Raw genomic sequence first — 16,808 nt, 5'->3', positions numbered from 1 at the left:
CTCCTGATGAACACCACACCGGTGACACTAGAACAAAACCCCTTAGTGCGTGAAAAAGCAGCATTCCGCCAACATCACCGCAGGTCAGAGCCTCGACCCACCCCGAAGCCGCGAGCCGTGAGCCAAGTCAGGTCCGATGCCTTAAAGCTGAAGGGCTCGTGGCCCTGGTGCGAGGATGTTCTCTAAGCCTTGATCAAGAGTCAGGAGCCATGAGTCTTGTTCGGTGCCAACCTTCCGCAGCCCGCTGCTGCGAACGACGTTTCATTGGCCCGCTTATCGCGTGGCCCGCACCGAGATCCCCAACGTCGAATAGCCTCTGGTCGGTGCCTAGGCCACCGTTGGGGCCCTGGTTGCCGAACCGATTGGCTTGGTCGAGGCCCAGCGCCGGTTCCACTGTAATCAGTACCTGTGCCACACAAGACCTCCACCGAGGTCCCACGGCGGGCACGGTCCGCACACTGACTAGGTGACACCCTGGCGGCCGAAGTACTACGGCCGAGGTGCCCCGCAGCAGCGCCTTCCTCGTTCGGCGTCTTGTGGTGGCTGGAGCAGCCTTCTTGGATTTCACAGCTAACTGTGCCTCACACCGATGCACTTTCCCCGGGGGAGGCCGGGTATTTGATGAACACCCCTCTCGGAAAATTTGGTTCCTGCTCGAACCGGCCGTCGATGCTTCGCAAGGCTACGAACCGTGGATGGCCACCATTGTCATCTCGACTTGCCAGCTTGTGAGGGTCCTGGTCGGCCGCGACCGCGAGGCATCGGAGGCTGGCTGCTCGCTGGACCATTGAGTGTTGCACCCGCCAGAACACCCGTCATGGCAGCATAATCATTCTGTACCAATCCTAGGTCACGACCGGCGGCGTTTTGCGGAAGAAGCAGCTATCGCTGGCACTCCACCTAAACCGCCAGACTGGCTGTAGTAGGTGTACGAATATGCGTCCGGACCCTTGATTGGCAACCTATTAAGCACAATGCCCAAGATATTAGAACTAACCATCTCAAGAGCACTCAAAGACTTTTCCAAGTCCTGCTGACGCAACTTTTGCGACCCAACGACCACGACGACGCCACCAACGTTCTGTGAAAGAACGGCTGCGTCCGTGACCGGTAGGAGCGGTGGCGCATCCACAATGACAGTGTCAAATGTCTGCTCCAGGCGATCTATGAGGTTCTTCATTTCAGTGGATCCCAACAGTTCGCTTGGATTGGGCGGAATCTGCCCAGAAGTCAGAACATATAGATTATCGTCACCCCAGTGCTGAAGCAGATCGTTAACGTCTGCTGCACCTACGAGAGCAGTCGTCAGCCCTGCGTTTCGATCCAGGGCCAGATAGTCGTTCACCATTGGTCTCCGGAGATCCGCGTCGACAAGGCAGACCGTCTGGCCAGCCTGGGCCAATGCAATTGCCAAGTTCGTGGCTGTTGTGCTCTTCCCCTCACCGGGAAGAGACGAGGTCACAAGGACTGAGCGAGCTTGGCCCGTCACATTAGCGAACTGAAGGTTTGTGCGCAGCTGGCGGAATGACTCCGCCCTAGGACTCTGAGGAGCTGCCTGAGTAAGCAACGGTTTTTTAGCGGCATCTTGGTCAAACGCAATGCCGCCCAGAAGCGGCGCATTGGTTATACGGCGAACGTCAGCTTCTCCCCGGATGCGATTATCCATCGTTGAGCGCAATACGGCTGCGCCTATTCCCACCGCTAGACCACCCACGAGGCCAACCAGAAGGCTTAACTTCGTATTCGGAGCTGAAGGTTCGGCTGGTGCTGTTGCTGGCATTATGATCGAAAGGTTCACAGGAGATGTACCGCCCCCCTTTGGTTTTTCCAAGGTGTCAACGGCTTTGACTAGACTGTTTGCGATAGCCTCCGCGATCGCTGCAGCCTGTATCGGCGAGCTGTCCTCGACAGCAATCGTTATTAAAACGGTGTTAAGGTCGGTCGTCGCTGTAACATTTCGAGACAGCTCCTCGGAAGTGATATTCAGACCCAACGCATCAATAGCTGGTTGAAGAACTACAGGCGAATTCACTGTCTTAACGTATGACTGGACGCGAGCCTGTCCAAAGGTGTTTCCCTGCTGCAATTCCTGCACCGATCCAGAACTCTGGATCGCTACAAAGAGTTGGGTTTCTGACGTATAAGTTGGCGTGCTCAGAACGGCAACGCCGCCACCGGCTACAATCCCCAATAGCGTCACGGCGCTGATCAAAATCCAACTCCGGCGAAAGATGTGTAAATAGTCACGCAAGTCCAACGGGATCCCCCTGAGTCAATCGCGGCCGGCAACCTAAGGCCTACGCCCAAGGATTCTGGTTTCTTGTCCATAATTCTACTTGCGAAGTGCTGCAACTTGGACCTAGATGTCGCCAAGGGACCGGTGTAACGCCGGACCTGAGTGCGTTCATGTGACGCACTGATTCCCGAGACAGACCAAGCTGTTTCAGCCAGGATTGAATGTCCTTCACCCAAGCATCCTCGCTCCAAGGCCAGAAAAAATGCATGTGGACCTCTACCGTCTCCGCCCAGCAATCCCAAGTGTGTCTCTCGTTCAACCAAACATCTTCGTCAAACCATCATCAGGCCCAAGATTGGCAGCCTGTGAAAGATCCTTCAGCAGTGCCTCATAGGCATGGAAAACAGGTTCCCAACCATATGCCCGTGCCCGAAGCCGACACGCCTCGCCTAATTCAGCCAGCCTCGTTGGCGAGCATTCAACCGCCCAGTAATCGATGGCATCACGCAAACTCTCTGGGGTTGGCTCACAGATGAGCCGCGACGAAAGCTCCCTGACAAGTTCAGGGGAAGCCCCTGCGGAGGTAACAACTGGTACAACGCCACGGGCCATCGCCTCGACCGTCGCCAGCCCAAACCCCTCAAGCGCACGCGTTGGCAAAACCGACAGCGATGCGTCGTCCAACAGGCTTGCCCTCTTCTCCTCCGAAACACGACCGTGGAAAACAGTACTTTCGCCCAAACCGAGCTCGTCTGCCTGCGTACGTAGTGCCGTCAGCTGCGAACCGGTACCGACGATATCCAAGATCCACCCTTCCTGCCTAGCGGACGAGGCCGCGAAAGCTTGGAGAAGGATGTCGATCCCCATCCGCCACTCCAATCTGCGTAAAACAACAATCCGCCGACGGCCTTCAGACGAGGTGTGTCGCGCTGGTAGGGATGCCACTTCAGGGATTCTCGTGCCCCCAGGAATCATGACCAAGCGTCGCGGCGAGTGTCTGGGATGCAAATCTCTTAGCAAACCCCGAGAAAACTCGCTAAGAACAACTACTGCGTCAGCGGAAGTAATACACCTACGCTCCAGGTAGAAGAGTGTTTCTGCCTTGATCCTCGTCACTGCTGACACGCTGCCTCGAGATGCTGCCTCGACAAGTAGCTCATGTGCTGCGCTTGCATGAAATACGTAGATTTGCGGCTTTCTACTTCTCCTGGGCATAAAAGCAGCACCTATAACGGCTGTATGAAATATGGCATAATCTGCTTTGAGTTTGACTCGCCCGAAGGAAAGAATGCCACAGATCAAAAGAGCTGCGCCACGAAGTCGGCTTGGCACTCTGTGCGTGACATCGTGAACGCTAAATGCAGCCCCTACCTCGGCGAACACTTCTTGTAAACCGGCACGGCGCCATTCACGAGTCCACAATGCGCCCTCGTGCCCCTGCTTACCGGCTTCAACAGCCAGCTCGGTGGCGTAGCGTTGCAATCCTCCAGTCCAATCAGGATAGAATGCATCACTAAAAAAATTAAATCTAGGCACCGGCCACTCCTCCCACTAAAAGTCCTAACACGAGCGTACTAGTGACCAGCGCGATCGCATGCGCTGTTTGATTCCACTTCCTGCCTAGATAAAGGCATTGAACTAGCTGGGTGACGACAGTTGAAACAGCAATACCAGCGACGCCAAAGAAAGCAACGAATCCAAAGTTTCCAATCAAGTTCACTCCAAGAAGGAGACATGCAAGAAAGAGCATTTCACGTACACTTGCCCGTCTGTTCCAGACGCGAATCCACACTTGGTTTAGCAAAGCAACGGGTAGAGCAAGGGCAAAAATTACCAAAAGTTTGGCAATGGAGGCGCCGCTTCCATTGTCATAATCGCCTCTCATATCGATGTACCAACTAGCCGGCAGAGCAGAAATCGCAAGACCAGCTGCACACAAGATACCCAAAACAAGGGGGAACTTGATTCCCGCTCGAGAAGTCGACGTAAATGAGCGGGCGACCGCGGCGTTGCCCAAAGCCAAACCCAAAGTTCCAGTGATTGCAGAAAAGGCGATTGTACTCAGATTCAGCAGAACCAAACTCGAATTACCAAGGCCTGACGCGAAGAGTCGATCAATAATCGGCGACGCAATGTTTGCACCAGAAACCGCAACGATCGCGATACCGTCAATTAGAGTACTGCGTCGGATTCCAAAATGCGGCCTAGGGCCCGTACGGAATGCGAAATGGAAGACAATCGCTGCCATCAGGATGGCACCGGCGAGATTACCGCACGAAGCACCTTGAGTTAGTTGTGGCCAAGGAAGTGCTATAACAAACATGGCAACAACTGGCTGCAGAGCCGCAGCGACCATCCCAACTGCCACGCGGCCTTCCCGAATCAGCCGACCGTTCGCGACACCATAGGCTGCAAACAATGGCAACATCGAAGCGAGACAAAAAACGCTTAGAGGGTCCTTTTGATGTGTATTGAAAAACAGGATATATAATGCCGAGGCGCCGAGACAAATAGTGGACGCCAACAAAACGACGGGCATCACGTGTTTACCCCGTCCGCCATCGCGGATCATCAATGCAGATGCAACCCCAGAGAGCAGGCCCCCGAGAGCTAGGAATACAGTGGAGGCCATCACATATTCCGACAATTGATCTGTCGGTCCAAGCTCATGTGCCAGCCACAGCTCTCTAGCTGCGGAGAAAGCACGCCCAATGGCAAGCGCAGCTCCCCCGATGAAGACTGTACGCATACCGCTCACAGGCGCAGAGCTCTCCCGCTGGGACTATTTTCGGTATCGGGCACGAGGCCTCCTGAGCCTAGCGGTGATTCCGGCGGTGAAAGAACCAGTAGCAGAAACAGTGGGGTTATTATCCATGCTCCAAATAGTCCGTTCCAGAAGAACAGACTTACGACTAGCGCAAACAGAGCTTGAACGGTCGCGCTGAACCTGTGCCTAATCGTATAAGCTCCGACAAGAAGTAATGAAAGTCCGATCATTATTGCACCACAATCAGCAGCCATTGCTAACCAGGTCGACTCGATACCGAAGCGGGAGCCTCCAGCAACTGGACTGAGCATTCGTTTGTCGATAAGGGCCGATCCGATAGGATTTCCGCCAGCAGGATGGAGCCCGATCCAGTTCCAAACAAAATCGGTGGTAAAGGCGCGATCAGGATCGGAATTTCGTAAATCGCTGAAGACCGCAAAACGACGAAAAATGCCACCGAATGCGTGATCGGCAGCTGTTTGCAGCCCGACTAAGACTCCAATAATGACACCAGTGGTCATCGCCAACTGCCTGAGTCCTCCCGATACAGCAAATAGCAAGGCGCCCAACACTAGTCCAATAATTGCACTCTTGGATCCGGTCAGGACAATTGCCAAGACAATCAAGAGGCGACCAATCATGCTGTGCATATTTGTCTTCGGAGGCAGGAAGAAGGCAACCATTAGTACCGAGCTGGTAAACAATGGATTTCCAGTTATTCCCAAAGACCTACCGCTGCGCATATACTCCTGGACAGAAATATTTGACTGGATCAGCTGATTGGACGAGAAGCCCGTGATCGCCTCAATGATCACGAGCACCGCCATTAGAACCCCCAGGTAAAACATGTGCCGGCGAACCAAGTCAGCATTCGGGGGTACTAGCGTTAATGACATGGCAAGGGGAAGATAACTAAATATCCACGTCATTAAGCTAGGTTCGGCGACTCCAAAAAAAACACCGGAAAGAAGATAGCTCGCCGGCAACAAAAACACGGCTGTAGTCGCAAGTTTTGATGAGCTAGCAATGTCAACACGTCGAGCGGTTGCTAACCGCATCAGTGCAGCCCAAAGCCAAGGGTTCAGGAGTATGTTAGCGCTGACTCCAGGCAAGAACTGCCAAGGAATGACGAGCAGCCAAATGAGCGACGCGTCGCGCCCTAATCGGACAAGCACAAACACAAGCACCGCGCCGGCAATGGCTGCCAACGCTAGGGACGGCCGAAATCCCGCGAGTGCTCCGAGGGCAATACTCATTGCAGCAGCCAGGAGCGCGATCATCAACAATACGGATGAAGAATTCGAACCCATGCCCACCGGCGCAAACCGCCCCCGTGCAGCGATAGCCATCTTTGCTGAGATACTAGATGTCGTCACGTGCAAGTCTCAGGGCTTTGGCTGCCACAGCAACCTCCCCTACCTTCATGTCGTCGACGACTACGGCATTAGCTCCGACGGTCGATCCATCACCTATCGTGATTGGCCCCAGTATCTTTGCGCCAGGGAATATTCTGACATTGTTGCCGATTTTAGGAACGGGATAGTGGCCGCCTCGACCACCGATTACAACACCTGGAGACAGTATACAATTGTCTCCTATGACAACGCGCGGATGAATGACGATCCCGGAACCGCCGTATGCGACTTTACAATCAGCTCCAATTTGGCAGCTTGCCGGAATATATGAACCAAGAATTACCTGGCCAACAACAGTCATGATCTTGGGCAGGAACGGCACGCTGTTCCTGTGTAGGAAATTTCCTACTCTATAAAAAAACAATGACATTTCAGTTCGCTCTTCTTCGATCCCAGTACGCGCGAGACACAATCGTAATGAATTGGAGATTACCAATCATGTATCTTTTGAACATTCGTCGCGGCTCCTGCAGGAGGCGGAAGAACCACTCCAATCCGAGTCTCTGCATCATGAGAGGAGCACGCTTAGAAACACCAGCAACGACGTCAAAGGATCCTCCAACACCGACGGCGAGGTTAACGCCGAGTTCCGGAAGATTGCTGGACAGAAAAATTTCCTTATTTGGCGACGGAATTGCGACGAATATAACATTGGCACCACTGGCCTTTATCCCTCGAACTAAGTCCGAATCAGACATATGGGAGCGCCAGTAACCGTCATGGAAGCCGACAATGTTGGCTCCCCGTCTGGTGAATTCGGCGGAAACACGAGAGACAACGTCAGCTTTCGCACCGAGGAGATATATGGAGAAGTCCCATTGTGCCGAAGCGTCGACTAAGGCATTCATAAAGTCAATTCCGGCCACGCGTTCAGGCAATGGATCCTCTAGGATCTTACTGGCCCAAACCACTGCCTGACCGTCTGCGTTTACCATAGAACAGGCGTTGATTGCAGCGCGCAAAGTTTCGTCATTCTGCGCCGAAACCACCTTTGCAGCATTTACAACGACATGTTGGTGTGTTCCGCCACTCTTGATTAGCGTGATTGCCCTCTCAACTGACTCCGCCATGGTTAGACGGTCGATGTGAAGGCCGAGAAAGTTGGCACGGGAGGGTAGGCCCTGGTGAGGATTTTCCATCAACGGTTGATCCATTTCGTTAGCGCATGAGCTGCGTGAGCTTGGTTCCAACGCATGAAAACCGGTCCACTCGGCCGGTTTCTAAACGCCCCGTCTACACCTTGGAATTTCCTCAACATCGACACAGCCTCATATCGATTGCCGATACGCTCCGCGCTGATCCCGAGCGACGCTAACGCGCTGACTGCAGTCGCCACGTTATGGATGTCACTTGAGGCGGCCTGACTTGAGGCAAAGTAGAGAGGCTCACCCGAAGGGAGAAAAAGGTTTTCCAGCCAGTAATCGATGCCAAGTTGAATAACATCGCTACCTACAAGCTCTTGCGTTTGCAAATAGTTCAAGCTCTCGAGAACATATGCGGTGTGAAAGTTATCTACCCAGCCAAGATCTTTTCCAAGTCCGTAAGACCAGGAACCATCTGGCCGTTGCGCGTTCACAGTTACCTCGACTGCTGCCCGTACATCGGAGGTATCCCCCGCCAGTCGCATGACAGACTCCGCCGCTAGAAGATTACCATTGTGAATCAGGCGATCGGACATTTCCGTATAGGCAAAGTAGCCATCCCCCCTGCGGAGGGATAGAAGCCACTTCTTTGTCGCATCTGAAACTTCATGGACGCGATTCAGAGAACAAAGGGCACGTATAGCAAACGAAGTCGCTATGACATTTGGTGAACCCGCAGGGTAGTGCGCCCATCGAGTCTGAACGTCGAACTCGTAGCCCCAAGGCCCGCCCCTCGCCGATAGAAGCAAATCATCGGCGAGCTTGTGAGCTAGCTCATATTCGCCGAGATTCGCTGCCGCCATTGAAAATAACGCCAGCGACTTGCTCATTCGCACGTTGGGTATTCCGAGGATCTGACGAGTGAGCTCCCCTTGTCGCTTAATAAGCTGAACCCACACCTGACGGGTGATCCGCGAGGGCAACACACGCGCAACCGGAGAGAGAAGTCCGTCATATGGGTCCCTTCCCGAAAAGTCTCGGGAAGCTGCGTAACAGAGCGCTTTCTCTGCGGCAGCTCGGTGCGGAATCATTCCCGTCTGGTTCATGGAGGTCTTATCCTTTCAAGCAAGCTTCGTAAACGTCGTCTAGACGGTCACGATAGGCAGTCATGGAGTAGCCAGACTCCCATTTGAGGCGGGCAGCGGTTCCGATCCTCTTTGTTAATGCGGGATCAGAAATGAGGGTAAGTAGGGCGGCGCGGATGGAAGTCGGGTTTCCAACCTCCACGAGAACTGCATTTTCGCCGTCAGTTACTACATCAGATATTGACCCTACGTCGGTGACGATGGGGGCTAGGCCCCACGCCATTGCATCCAGGAGCGAAAGAGGAAGCCCTTCTGCGTGAGAAGGCAACACAAATATAGAACTTGCCTTAAGCACGTCCTGCAGTTCAATCTGAGACAACCAACCCACGGTCTTCACGGCGGGAGGTACGTCCCGCAGCATCGCCAGCAATTCATCATCGACAACATCGCCGGCCAGGGTCAACGACCAACTCGGCTTTGCTGGCATACCACGGACCGCATCCAGCAATTCAGGAACACCCTTGCGTTTGCCCAAGCGGCCGGTGAACAGTATGTTGCTTTCCAGCCCACTCCGATTCGGTAATGCCGCGGGGCCAGGAACAGCGTTTGGCAATATGACGGAAACCTCCTGATCGCATTCGAGGGTGCGAACAACGAATTGCTTCCAATCGTGACCTAATACCAAGACGCGGGCCGCTTGAGTCATCATCTTTCGGCAAAGAACCTGTACGGACTTGGAAGATTTGTCGTAGAATTCCCGGAACTCCGAACCATGAAGATGCACGAGGTAAGGCTTTCTGGTCACCCGGAGCGCCCACGAGAGAATTATTTTGCGATAACAGCTGCCTCTCGACGAGAGGTTGATATGGGCAGCATCATAGGTTCCTCGTTGAGCTAGGATCCATGCTATCGCCCGGATGAAGGACCAGCCCCGCCATTTCCCAGTTGATCCGGGATCAAGAAAAGTGAGTCTCGAACGCTTTGACTCTGTGCCCGACAGATGGGTCATCATCGTACCGATGCCCCCGGAAGTTCCAGGGAAAGGACCAAGCACGAGGACCCTTATAACTGCTGCGGCAGCATCGTCGTTTGCGCCTATATATCCTCTGTTCACGAATCGGTCCGTCGATGTAGAGGTAGCAAGATGAATTTTGTCAAGTGATGACTCTGCATAGATTACCTGTTTCTGGCTCCCACTACTTCTATCTCACCGAGTTTCGACGAGCTATCCATCAATGAACGTAGACGTGAATTTCAGACGCAACAAACGCCTACGTCCACTTCATACAAGCTATCAGTGGATGGTTACGACAGTTCGTAGAGCCGTCCGCAGTCATGCACATAACGAAATCGCCTGAGAACTCTCAAGGATCCTTCGATGCGGCCTAAAGGACGCCCCGGCGGAATCTCGTGCTAGCGACTCTCGGGAGTGCGCACGACTCTAAACATTCGGATTCCCTATCGCAAGTACCCAGTCCGTCCAGTCGTAAGTTTAGAGCACGGACAGACCATCCAAAGCGCCACCGGGCATGCCTGATACGAACCACACACTTGCCGGTCCAAACGAGGTGTCCTGTAGGCTACGCAGGGGCTGCGTGCCCGATTCATCTAAGTCATGGGGAAGAAAATTGGGGACGGAGTCAAATTGGCGGTCACGCGTGTCACGCCTATTGGGTGTCGTGGACGCGTTCGTGATCACTTGGGCGGTAACCGGCGCGTACGTAATTCGGTTCGGACTGGACCCAGACGGCTTCGCGCTGACGCAAGATACAAACTACGCGTGGTTTTCAGTTGCGCTGGGTATTGCTTGGTGGTTGATGCTGGGCGCCTGGAGTAGCCGCCAAAGTCGAATCCTTGGCGCCGGGCCTGACGAGTACAAACGGGTGGCTGCTGCGTCTCTATGGCTTTTTGGTCTCATAGCTATCTTTTCATATGTGTTTCGTATAGAGACAGCGCGGGGCTATGTCGGTATTGCCCTGCCAGTTGGACTAGCAGGGATTCTTTCGGCCCGGTGGGTTCTCCGTCAACATCTGAGTGTGGCTCGAAGAAGAGGCCAGTGCATGTCACGTCTCCTGATCCTAGGAGGTCCGAGCGCAGTAGCACATTTAAGTTCATCTCTCCATCGCGTTAGGCATGCTGGCTACCTTCCAGTCGCCGCGTACACGCCAGGTGTGCCAGACCTTACCTCAGTCTCCCAAGAGTCCGGGCTTCCTGTCCTCGGGCATGACTCGGACACGGTGTCCATTCTTCAAGCGGTAACCGGCTGCGATGCAGATACCGTAGCAATTTCGGCGGGCGTTCAGCTCCATCCGCAAGTCATTCGTCACCTTGGCTGGGAGCTGGCAAACAGGAACATAGGGCTGATCATGGCACCTGCACTCACCGATATCGCTGGTCCTCGCATTCACACTCAACAGGTCGCTGGCCTCCCGCTCATCCACGTCACGACGCCGTCACTTGAAGCTGGACAGCGGATCGCCAAGAGGCTCTTCGATGTGCTGGTTTCAACAACACTGATCGCAATACTGAGCCCCCTGCTTGCCTTTCTAGCCCTCCTTGTCAGACTTGACAGTCGGGGTCCTTCCCTGTTCCGTCAGGAGAGAGTCGGAGTCAGAGGCAATAGCTTTGAAATGCTCAAGTTCCGATCCATGGTTCACAACGCAGAAGTGCAACTGCCTGACTTGGTCGAACGCAGTGAAGGAAACGGTGTGTTGTTCAAGATGAGAAACGATCCTCGCGTCACCCGACTCGGACGTATTCTACGCCGATACAGCTTGGACGAATTGCCCCAGCTATTCAACGTATTGGGGGGAACAATGAGTCTCGTTGGACCCCGGCCTCCGCTACCCAGCGAAGTAGCAAAATATGAACAGGATGTTCGCCGGAGACTGCTTGTCAAACCCGGCGTGACAGGTCTTTGGCAGGTCAGCGGCCGATCTAATTTGTCGTGGCAGGACTCCGTTCGACTAGACCTCTATTACGTAGAGAACTGGTCGTTGATAGGAGACCTTGTAATCTTGCTTCGCACTGTGCGCGCGGTGTTCGGCAGCAGCGGTGCTTACTAGACGGGACTCATTCCATGACTTCAAAAGTTCCCCCCAAAAGGTCACGAACTCGATCCAGTGCAGTCCATACAGGCATTGATGCCGCTCGGCAAGAACCGGCATTACAAACCCGCGCTACGAAACGTCGTGCCCGCATGCTCACGGCCATTCTTGTTCTAGGGCTCATAGCGGGAGGCGCGGCGATTTGGCTAAGTGTCAGGGCTTCTTCGATAAATACGGAACTGCAAGCAGCTACCCATCTGATACCTGAACTAAAAGCAAGCGTTATCGAACATCGAACCGACGACGTTTCCGCCATTATGGACCAGCTTAGGGAGCACACAGGCAACGCCCGAGATGCCGCTTCTGACCCGCTTTGGTCTGTTGCTTCTGCACTTCCATGGTTGGGTAAAAACTTTTCGGCTACTTCAGAAATCGTCCAGTCAGCCGACGAAGTCGTATCTCTCGGGATCGCCCCGCTGGTTGATCTCTACAGCACCTTAGGTTGGGACAAGCTAATTCCCGGCAGTGCAGGTGTTGATCTCGGGGCTCTGCAGAATGCCGGGCCGGCGGTCTCATCGGCGGCGCAAGCCGTCGAAGTCTCTACTGAAAGACTCGAAAGGCTGGATGCTGGCAGCCTTTTGCCACAAATCGCCGAACCCCTTCAGCAGGCACGAGCGGAACTCCGTTCGCTGACAAGAACCCTAGACACTGCTTCCGACGCGGCAAAGATCGCTCCTAGTATGCTCGGTGCGCAGATCCCACGCCGATATCTGTTACTAATGCAGAACAACGCCGAGTCCCGAGCGACCGGAGGCATTCCAGGCGCTCTAGCCGTTCTTACTGTCGATAAGGGTAGGTTGAATCTGGAATCGCAGAGCAGCGCCGGCGCCTTAGGCGTCTTCACACCCCCCCTGTCAACAGATCCAGAACAGGTAGCCATATACTCTCCCCGACTAGGCAAGTTCATGCAGGACGTCAATCTAACACCCGATTTTCCGACGAGCGCCAAAACCGCGCAGGCAATGTGGAAGGAACGCACAGGAGAACGATTGGATGGGGTCCTCTCCGTAGATCCCATAGCACTCAGCTTTATCCTAGAAGCCACCGGGCCGGTCACAATCACAGATCCAGTTACCAGACAAATAGGGAGTGGTCTACCCAATGAACTCTCGGGCGAAAATGTTGTAAGAACGTTGTTGTCAGACGCCTACGGGAAAATCACTGAGAGCGGTCTTCAAGACGTCTACTTTGCAGGGGCGGCCAAGGAGATATTTGATGCCCTTTCGTCCGATGCTGCTGATCCGAAAAAACTGATAGAAGCGATTTCGAGGGGCGTAGAGGAGCGGAGGATACTCTTATGGTCCAGCGCCGCCGAAGAAGAGGACACGATTGGGCGGTACCCACTCAGTGGCAAAGTCTCGGGCTCCTCTGTATCACCAGCTGAGTTTGGTGTCTACTTTAACGACGGCACCGGCGCAAAAATGGACTACTGGATGAAGCGAACTGTGCAAGTGGTCAAAGACTGCTCCCGGAGTGGCTACCGTGAAGTCACTGTCCGCGTGACTAGTACCAACATGGCCCCAACAGACGCTGCGAGCTCTCTGCCGGCATATGTCACCGGCGGTGGGTTGTACGGCGTCCCGGCCGGATCCGTGCAAACGAACGTCGTTGCCTATGGTCCGGCTCAGTCTAATATTGACACGGTTGTCAAAGACGGCGAAAAAATCCCGTTCGCAGCGCAGCGCCACGATCAGAGGGCTGTTGGAACAACCACCGAGCGAGTCGCCCCAGGACAGAGCACCACCGTTGACTTCAATTTCGGTCACATCGTCCAGCACGCCGATCCTGCAATAGTTGTCACGCCCACAACCCAACCGGCCAAGGATGTGGTTCTTGCAGCACAAATGACCCCTTGTGAATAGAACAAGCTGAGTTCGTTAATCTTTTGTAACGGGTTTGGATTTTCTTTGCTGTGACTAGCGCTGAAATGGTAAGTTCTATCTGGGCAACACATGAGATTTCGCCTAAGGGTCGCTCAGGGCCTCGGAAATCTCCATCACACACGTGGTAACCAAATCGGGTCTCAGGGGGACACACATGAAGAAATCTCTTGCAGCGCTTACGCTCGCAGGCTCCATCGCACTTGTCGGCGCAGTTCCAGCCGTCGCAACCAACTACCCAGCACCGAACTCTGGCGTTGCAGTTTCCGACGCATCGGTGGCACCGGGCGAAGCATTTACTTTTAGCGGCACAGGTTTTACTCCCGGTGAAGGCATTACCATCACCGTCACGCCGACAGGCACTCCGGCAGCTAGCGGCGGTAGCGTTTCCGCCGGCAGCCTTTCCGTCTCAGGCCGCATTCCGCTGGCGCCCTCAACACTGGGTGCTGTAGCTGACGCAAACGGAGCCTTCGCAGCTCCTGTTGCAATCGACACTCCTGGGGCATACGCCCTGACTGCTACTGGCAACACGTCGGGCCACACGGTTGGTCCCGTCACCGTGGTAGTCGGAGGCACCGCCCTTTCCAACACGGGCGGCAACTCCGGCACCGGAACGGGTCTGGCCAACACTGGCGGCGTTCCCCTCGCAAACACTGGCGCTGACTCCAGCCTGATCCTGTGGTCCATCGTGGGCGCAGGCGCGCTTGCCGCCGGTACCGCATCCGTGGTGGTCGCCCGCCGCCGCGCCAAGAACACTGAGGCTGCTGCCTAAGGCACCACGCTTCTAACCCAGGATGGCTTGTCGACGAAGATTGTTTCGTCGACAAGCCACCCTTTTCTTTTTTCGCGTTCCTGATCCGAGACCTTCTGTGGTATTCATATGATCATGGGGCGACATTGGCGTAGGCGACGGTGGCATTTCGAGCTACGTTTGCCTGCATACCGGATACCGGCACTGCCGCAGGAATTTCCCCAATATGTTCTCCTGGCACTGCTGGCAGTTGCCGCCGCGAGCGTCAGCGCTTGGGCACTAATCCGAACTTCCTGAGGTCCAATTGAAAAATACACTCCCCTCTCGAATAGCGTTAGTCGCCTATTTGGGGGGCTTAGCTGTTGTTGGTTTTTGGCCATCTCCAGTAGACCAACCCATCCAAGGAACACTCGGGACGTTGCTGAAGTTCCTCCACGGGCATGGCGTACCGTCCTGGTTCAACTACCAGGTAGTGGAATCCTCGGCGAACGTAGTCATGTTCATTCCCCTCGGAATCCTTGCCGCTATGGCCTTGCCAAAGCGAACCTGGTGGTTCATCGCTGGGTTTGGAATCATAGTTTCCACCTGCATGGAGCTTGGGCAATTACTGTTCATTACAGCTCGCTTTTCAAGCGTAGTTGATGTTGTCATGAACACGCTTGGGACTGTCATTGGCATCGCAGCAGTGCGGTTGATGGCCCGGACTCGGCCAGTAAAGTTCACCTAGTCCCAAGGCAATTCCTAACCGATGAAGCCCTTCATCCACGTCTTCAGATCCTCGCCGAATTCAGGGCGCTCGGAGGCCAGAGTGATCACGGCCTTCAGGTAGCTGAGCTTGTCGCCTGTATCGTAGCGGCGGCCGCGAAAGACTACGCCATAAACACCTGAGCCATCGCCCTCCCCTGCGGCGAGGGGTTTGCAGGGCGTCAGTCAGCTGAATCTCTCCGCCACGGCCGGGCCCAGTGTTCTCCAAGACGTCGAAGACAGCCGGGTGGAGGACATAGCGCCCAATAATTGTCAGGTTTGACGGCGCATCTTCCACTTTGGGCTTCTCAACCAAGCTATTGACGCGGACATAGCCGTCACCGTCAATGGAAGAGATGTCGGCACAGCCGTAGGCGCTGATCTGTGATGGCTCCACCTCGATCAGAGCGACGACCGAGCCGCCAGTCTTCTGCTGAACTTCCATCATTGTGGTCAGGAGTTCGTCGCGTTCATCGATAAGGTCATCTCCCAGCAAAACCGCAAATGGTTCATCACCCACATGCTGGCGAGCACAAAGTACTGCATGGCCCAAGCCTTTTGGTTCCCCCTGGCGAACGTAGTGGATAGGCCCAAGCGCCGATGCGTGCTGGACCGCGTCCAAACGCGCTTGGTCGCCCTTCAGCTCCAAGGACCGTTCAAGTGCCGGAGTCCTGTCGAAATGGTCTTCCAGCGCCCGCTTGCTTTGGCCCGTGATCATGAGGACGTCAGTTAGGCCTGCGTTTACGGCTTCCTCGACCACGTACTGGATAGCCGGTGCGTCCACAACCGGCAGCATCTCCTTCGGCATTGCCTTAGTGGCGGGCAAGAAACGCGTACCCAGTCCAGCAGCCGGAATTACAGCTTTGCGCACAATTTCCCCCCGTGTAGTCATGAGCAAACTCTATAAAACCTTGCGGGAGTTACGAAATTTGATATACGAATATTAGTTAATTGCTTTCAGGGTGTCTACCTTTTGATTCAGAAGCAGCTTCAACTTCATGGGCAATGCAAGGGCAGGTGCTTTCCGGTTTCCTGGGAAGCACCTGCCCCTGTAAAGCCGTGTTACTTGCTGAAACCTAAGCCTTTGCTTTGGCCCGACGAATCAGCGCTGCCGATGCTGCGCTGGCAGCCAGGGCGCCTCCGCCAACCAGCGACCACAGGACCAGGCTGGAATCGGCATCGGTATTGGCCTGGCCGGTTGCGCCCACGGCTGTAACGCTGGAAGCACCAGTGAATCCGGAAGCCCCCTTGCCGCCCCCGTTGTTGCCTCCGCCTTTGCCGGCGTTAACAGTGATGGCTGCCCAGCGCGTGTTGCCGGACGTGGCGCCGACGGCGCTGATGGTGTACCTACCACTATCCGCGAAGGTAATGGAGGTGGAGAAAGCGCCGGTGCCGTCAGCAATAGCGCTGAAGCTGGACGGAGCGGGCCGTTCGCCGTCCGAATTCTTCTTGCCGCCGGTCCGTTGGAACGAAACGTTGATGGTTTCGCCGGGGATGTAGCCAGTGCCGGCGAAAGTGATGGATTCGCCGGCAGCTATGGTGCCGTCGGAAACGGTGCCCTGCTCGTTGCCCGGCGCCGGGTAGGTGGTGGCCACGGCCGGAGCGGTGCCAGTCAGTGCGATTATTCCTGCGAGTGCAAGCGCTGCAATAGACTTCTTCAAATTGTCCCCCCTGAGACGAATTACGATATTCATGTGATGTAGCGGATGCAGATCCCCCATGGAATAGCGTTCCGAAATCC

The 16,808-nt window shown here is 54.9% G+C and carries 13 protein-coding genes and 1 pseudogene; 4 read left to right on the top strand and 10 right to left on the bottom strand.

From position 1 onward, the window contains the following. Positions 1-850: 850 nt before the first annotated feature. From AC1DCM_RS19540 to AC1DCM_RS19505, 8 genes are all read right to left on the bottom strand, one after another. Entirely contained in the window at positions 851-2,257 is a 1,407-nt protein-coding gene (locus AC1DCM_RS19540; RefSeq protein ID WP_477519406.1) for a tyrosine-protein kinase domain-containing protein, read from the bottom strand. Between the two features lie 294 nt (positions 2,258-2,551). After that, positions 2,552-3,772, bottom strand: coding sequence for a glycosyltransferase family 4 protein (locus AC1DCM_RS19535; protein ID WP_477519405.1), 1,221 nt, complete (start codon positions 3,770-3,772; stop codon positions 2,552-2,554). After that, the gene (locus tag AC1DCM_RS19530) at positions 3,765-4,985 is read right to left on the bottom strand and encodes a lipid II flippase MurJ (protein WP_477519404.1); all 1,221 of its coding nucleotides are present in this window, start codon (positions 4,983-4,985) and stop codon (positions 3,765-3,767) included. The genes AC1DCM_RS19535 and AC1DCM_RS19530 overlap by 8 nt, the downstream gene beginning before the upstream one ends. A gap of 5 nt (positions 4,986-4,990) precedes the next feature. Then, complete coding sequence (locus tag AC1DCM_RS19525; RefSeq protein WP_477519403.1) at positions 4,991-6,352, bottom strand: hypothetical protein; 1,362 nt, start codon at positions 6,350-6,352, stop codon at positions 4,991-4,993. Positions 6,353-6,365: 13 nt separating this feature from the next. After that, positions 6,366-6,788: a serine O-acetyltransferase gene (locus AC1DCM_RS19520; RefSeq protein ID WP_477519402.1), complete on the bottom strand. Its 423-nt coding sequence runs from the start codon at positions 6,786-6,788 to the stop codon at positions 6,366-6,368. 1 nt (position 6,789) lies between these two features. Further along, entirely contained in the window at positions 6,790-7,557 is a 768-nt protein-coding gene (locus AC1DCM_RS19515; RefSeq protein ID WP_477519408.1) for a WecB/TagA/CpsF family glycosyltransferase, read from the bottom strand. After that, entirely contained in the window at positions 7,557-8,606 is a 1,050-nt protein-coding gene (locus AC1DCM_RS19510) for a prenyltransferase/squalene oxidase repeat-containing protein (RefSeq protein ID WP_477519401.1), read from the bottom strand. The genes AC1DCM_RS19515 and AC1DCM_RS19510 overlap by 1 nt, the downstream gene beginning before the upstream one ends. Positions 8,607-8,613: 7 nt before the next feature. Beyond that, positions 8,614-9,390, bottom strand: coding sequence for a glycosyltransferase family 4 protein (locus AC1DCM_RS19505; RefSeq protein WP_477519400.1), 777 nt, complete (start codon positions 9,388-9,390; stop codon positions 8,614-8,616). A gap of 724 nt (positions 9,391-10,114) precedes the next feature. Between AC1DCM_RS19505 and AC1DCM_RS19500 the strand changes: the two genes are divergently transcribed. From AC1DCM_RS19500 to AC1DCM_RS19485, 4 genes are all read left to right on the top strand, one after another. Further along, positions 10,115-11,650, top strand: coding sequence for a sugar transferase (locus AC1DCM_RS19500; protein WP_477519399.1), 1,536 nt, complete (start codon positions 10,115-10,117; stop codon positions 11,648-11,650). Between the two features lie 134 nt (positions 11,651-11,784). Continuing rightward, positions 11,785-13,554, top strand: a complete 1,770-nt coding sequence (locus AC1DCM_RS19495; protein ID WP_477519398.1) for a DUF4012 domain-containing protein — start codon at positions 11,785-11,787, stop codon at positions 13,552-13,554. A gap of 175 nt (positions 13,555-13,729) precedes the next feature. After that, entirely contained in the window at positions 13,730-14,344 is a 615-nt protein-coding gene (locus tag AC1DCM_RS19490) for an LPXTG cell wall anchor domain-containing protein (RefSeq protein ID WP_477519397.1), read from the top strand. Positions 14,345-14,627: 283 nt separating this feature from the next. Then, the gene (locus AC1DCM_RS19485) at positions 14,628-15,050 is read left to right on the top strand and encodes a VanZ family protein (RefSeq protein WP_477519396.1); all 423 of its coding nucleotides are present in this window, start codon (positions 14,628-14,630) and stop codon (positions 15,048-15,050) included. A gap of 14 nt (positions 15,051-15,064) precedes the next feature. Here the strand turns inward: AC1DCM_RS19485 and galU are convergent. Further along, positions 15,065-15,959 (bottom strand): annotated as a pseudogene (gene galU / locus AC1DCM_RS19480) (UTP--glucose-1-phosphate uridylyltransferase GalU). A 184-nt stretch (positions 15,960-16,143) separates the two neighbouring features. Beyond that, a complete protein-coding gene (locus AC1DCM_RS19475; RefSeq protein ID WP_477519395.1) occupies positions 16,144-16,728 on the bottom strand; it encodes a hypothetical protein in 585 nt (194 codons plus the stop codon). Positions 16,729-16,808 lie beyond the last annotated feature (80 nt).

The organism is Paenarthrobacter sp. 10N417, assembly GCF_056394745.1.
The sequence above is the reverse complement of the archived record's forward strand: the minus strand, read 5'-3'. Positions and strand labels throughout refer to the sequence as shown.

Bases quoted from the DNA above. Each gene is read 5' to 3' on its own strand.
- AC1DCM_RS19530 (WP_477519404.1), bottom strand. From the start codon at position 4,985: ATGCGTACAGTCTTCATCGGGGGAGCTGCGCTTGCCATTGGGCGTGCT.
- AC1DCM_RS19525 (WP_477519403.1), bottom strand. From the start codon at position 6,352: ATGGCTATCGCTGCACGGGGGCGGTTTGCGCCGGTGGGCATGGGTTCG.
- AC1DCM_RS19520 (WP_477519402.1), bottom strand. From the start codon at position 6,788: ATGTCATTGTTTTTTTATAGAGTAGGAAATTTCCTACACAGGAACAGC.
- AC1DCM_RS19515 (WP_477519408.1), bottom strand. From the start codon at position 7,557: ATGGAAAATCCTCACCAGGGCCTACCCTCCCGTGCCAACTTTCTCGGC.
- AC1DCM_RS19510 (WP_477519401.1), bottom strand. From the start codon at position 8,606: ATGAACCAGACGGGAATGATTCCGCACCGAGCTGCCGCAGAGAAAGCG.
- AC1DCM_RS19500 (WP_477519399.1), top strand. From the start codon at position 10,115: ATGCCTGATACGAACCACACACTTGCCGGTCCAAACGAGGTGTCCTGT.
- AC1DCM_RS19495 (WP_477519398.1), top strand. From the start codon at position 11,785: ATGCTCACGGCCATTCTTGTTCTAGGGCTCATAGCGGGAGGCGCGGCG.
- AC1DCM_RS19490 (WP_477519397.1), top strand. From the start codon at position 13,730: ATGAAGAAATCTCTTGCAGCGCTTACGCTCGCAGGCTCCATCGCACTT.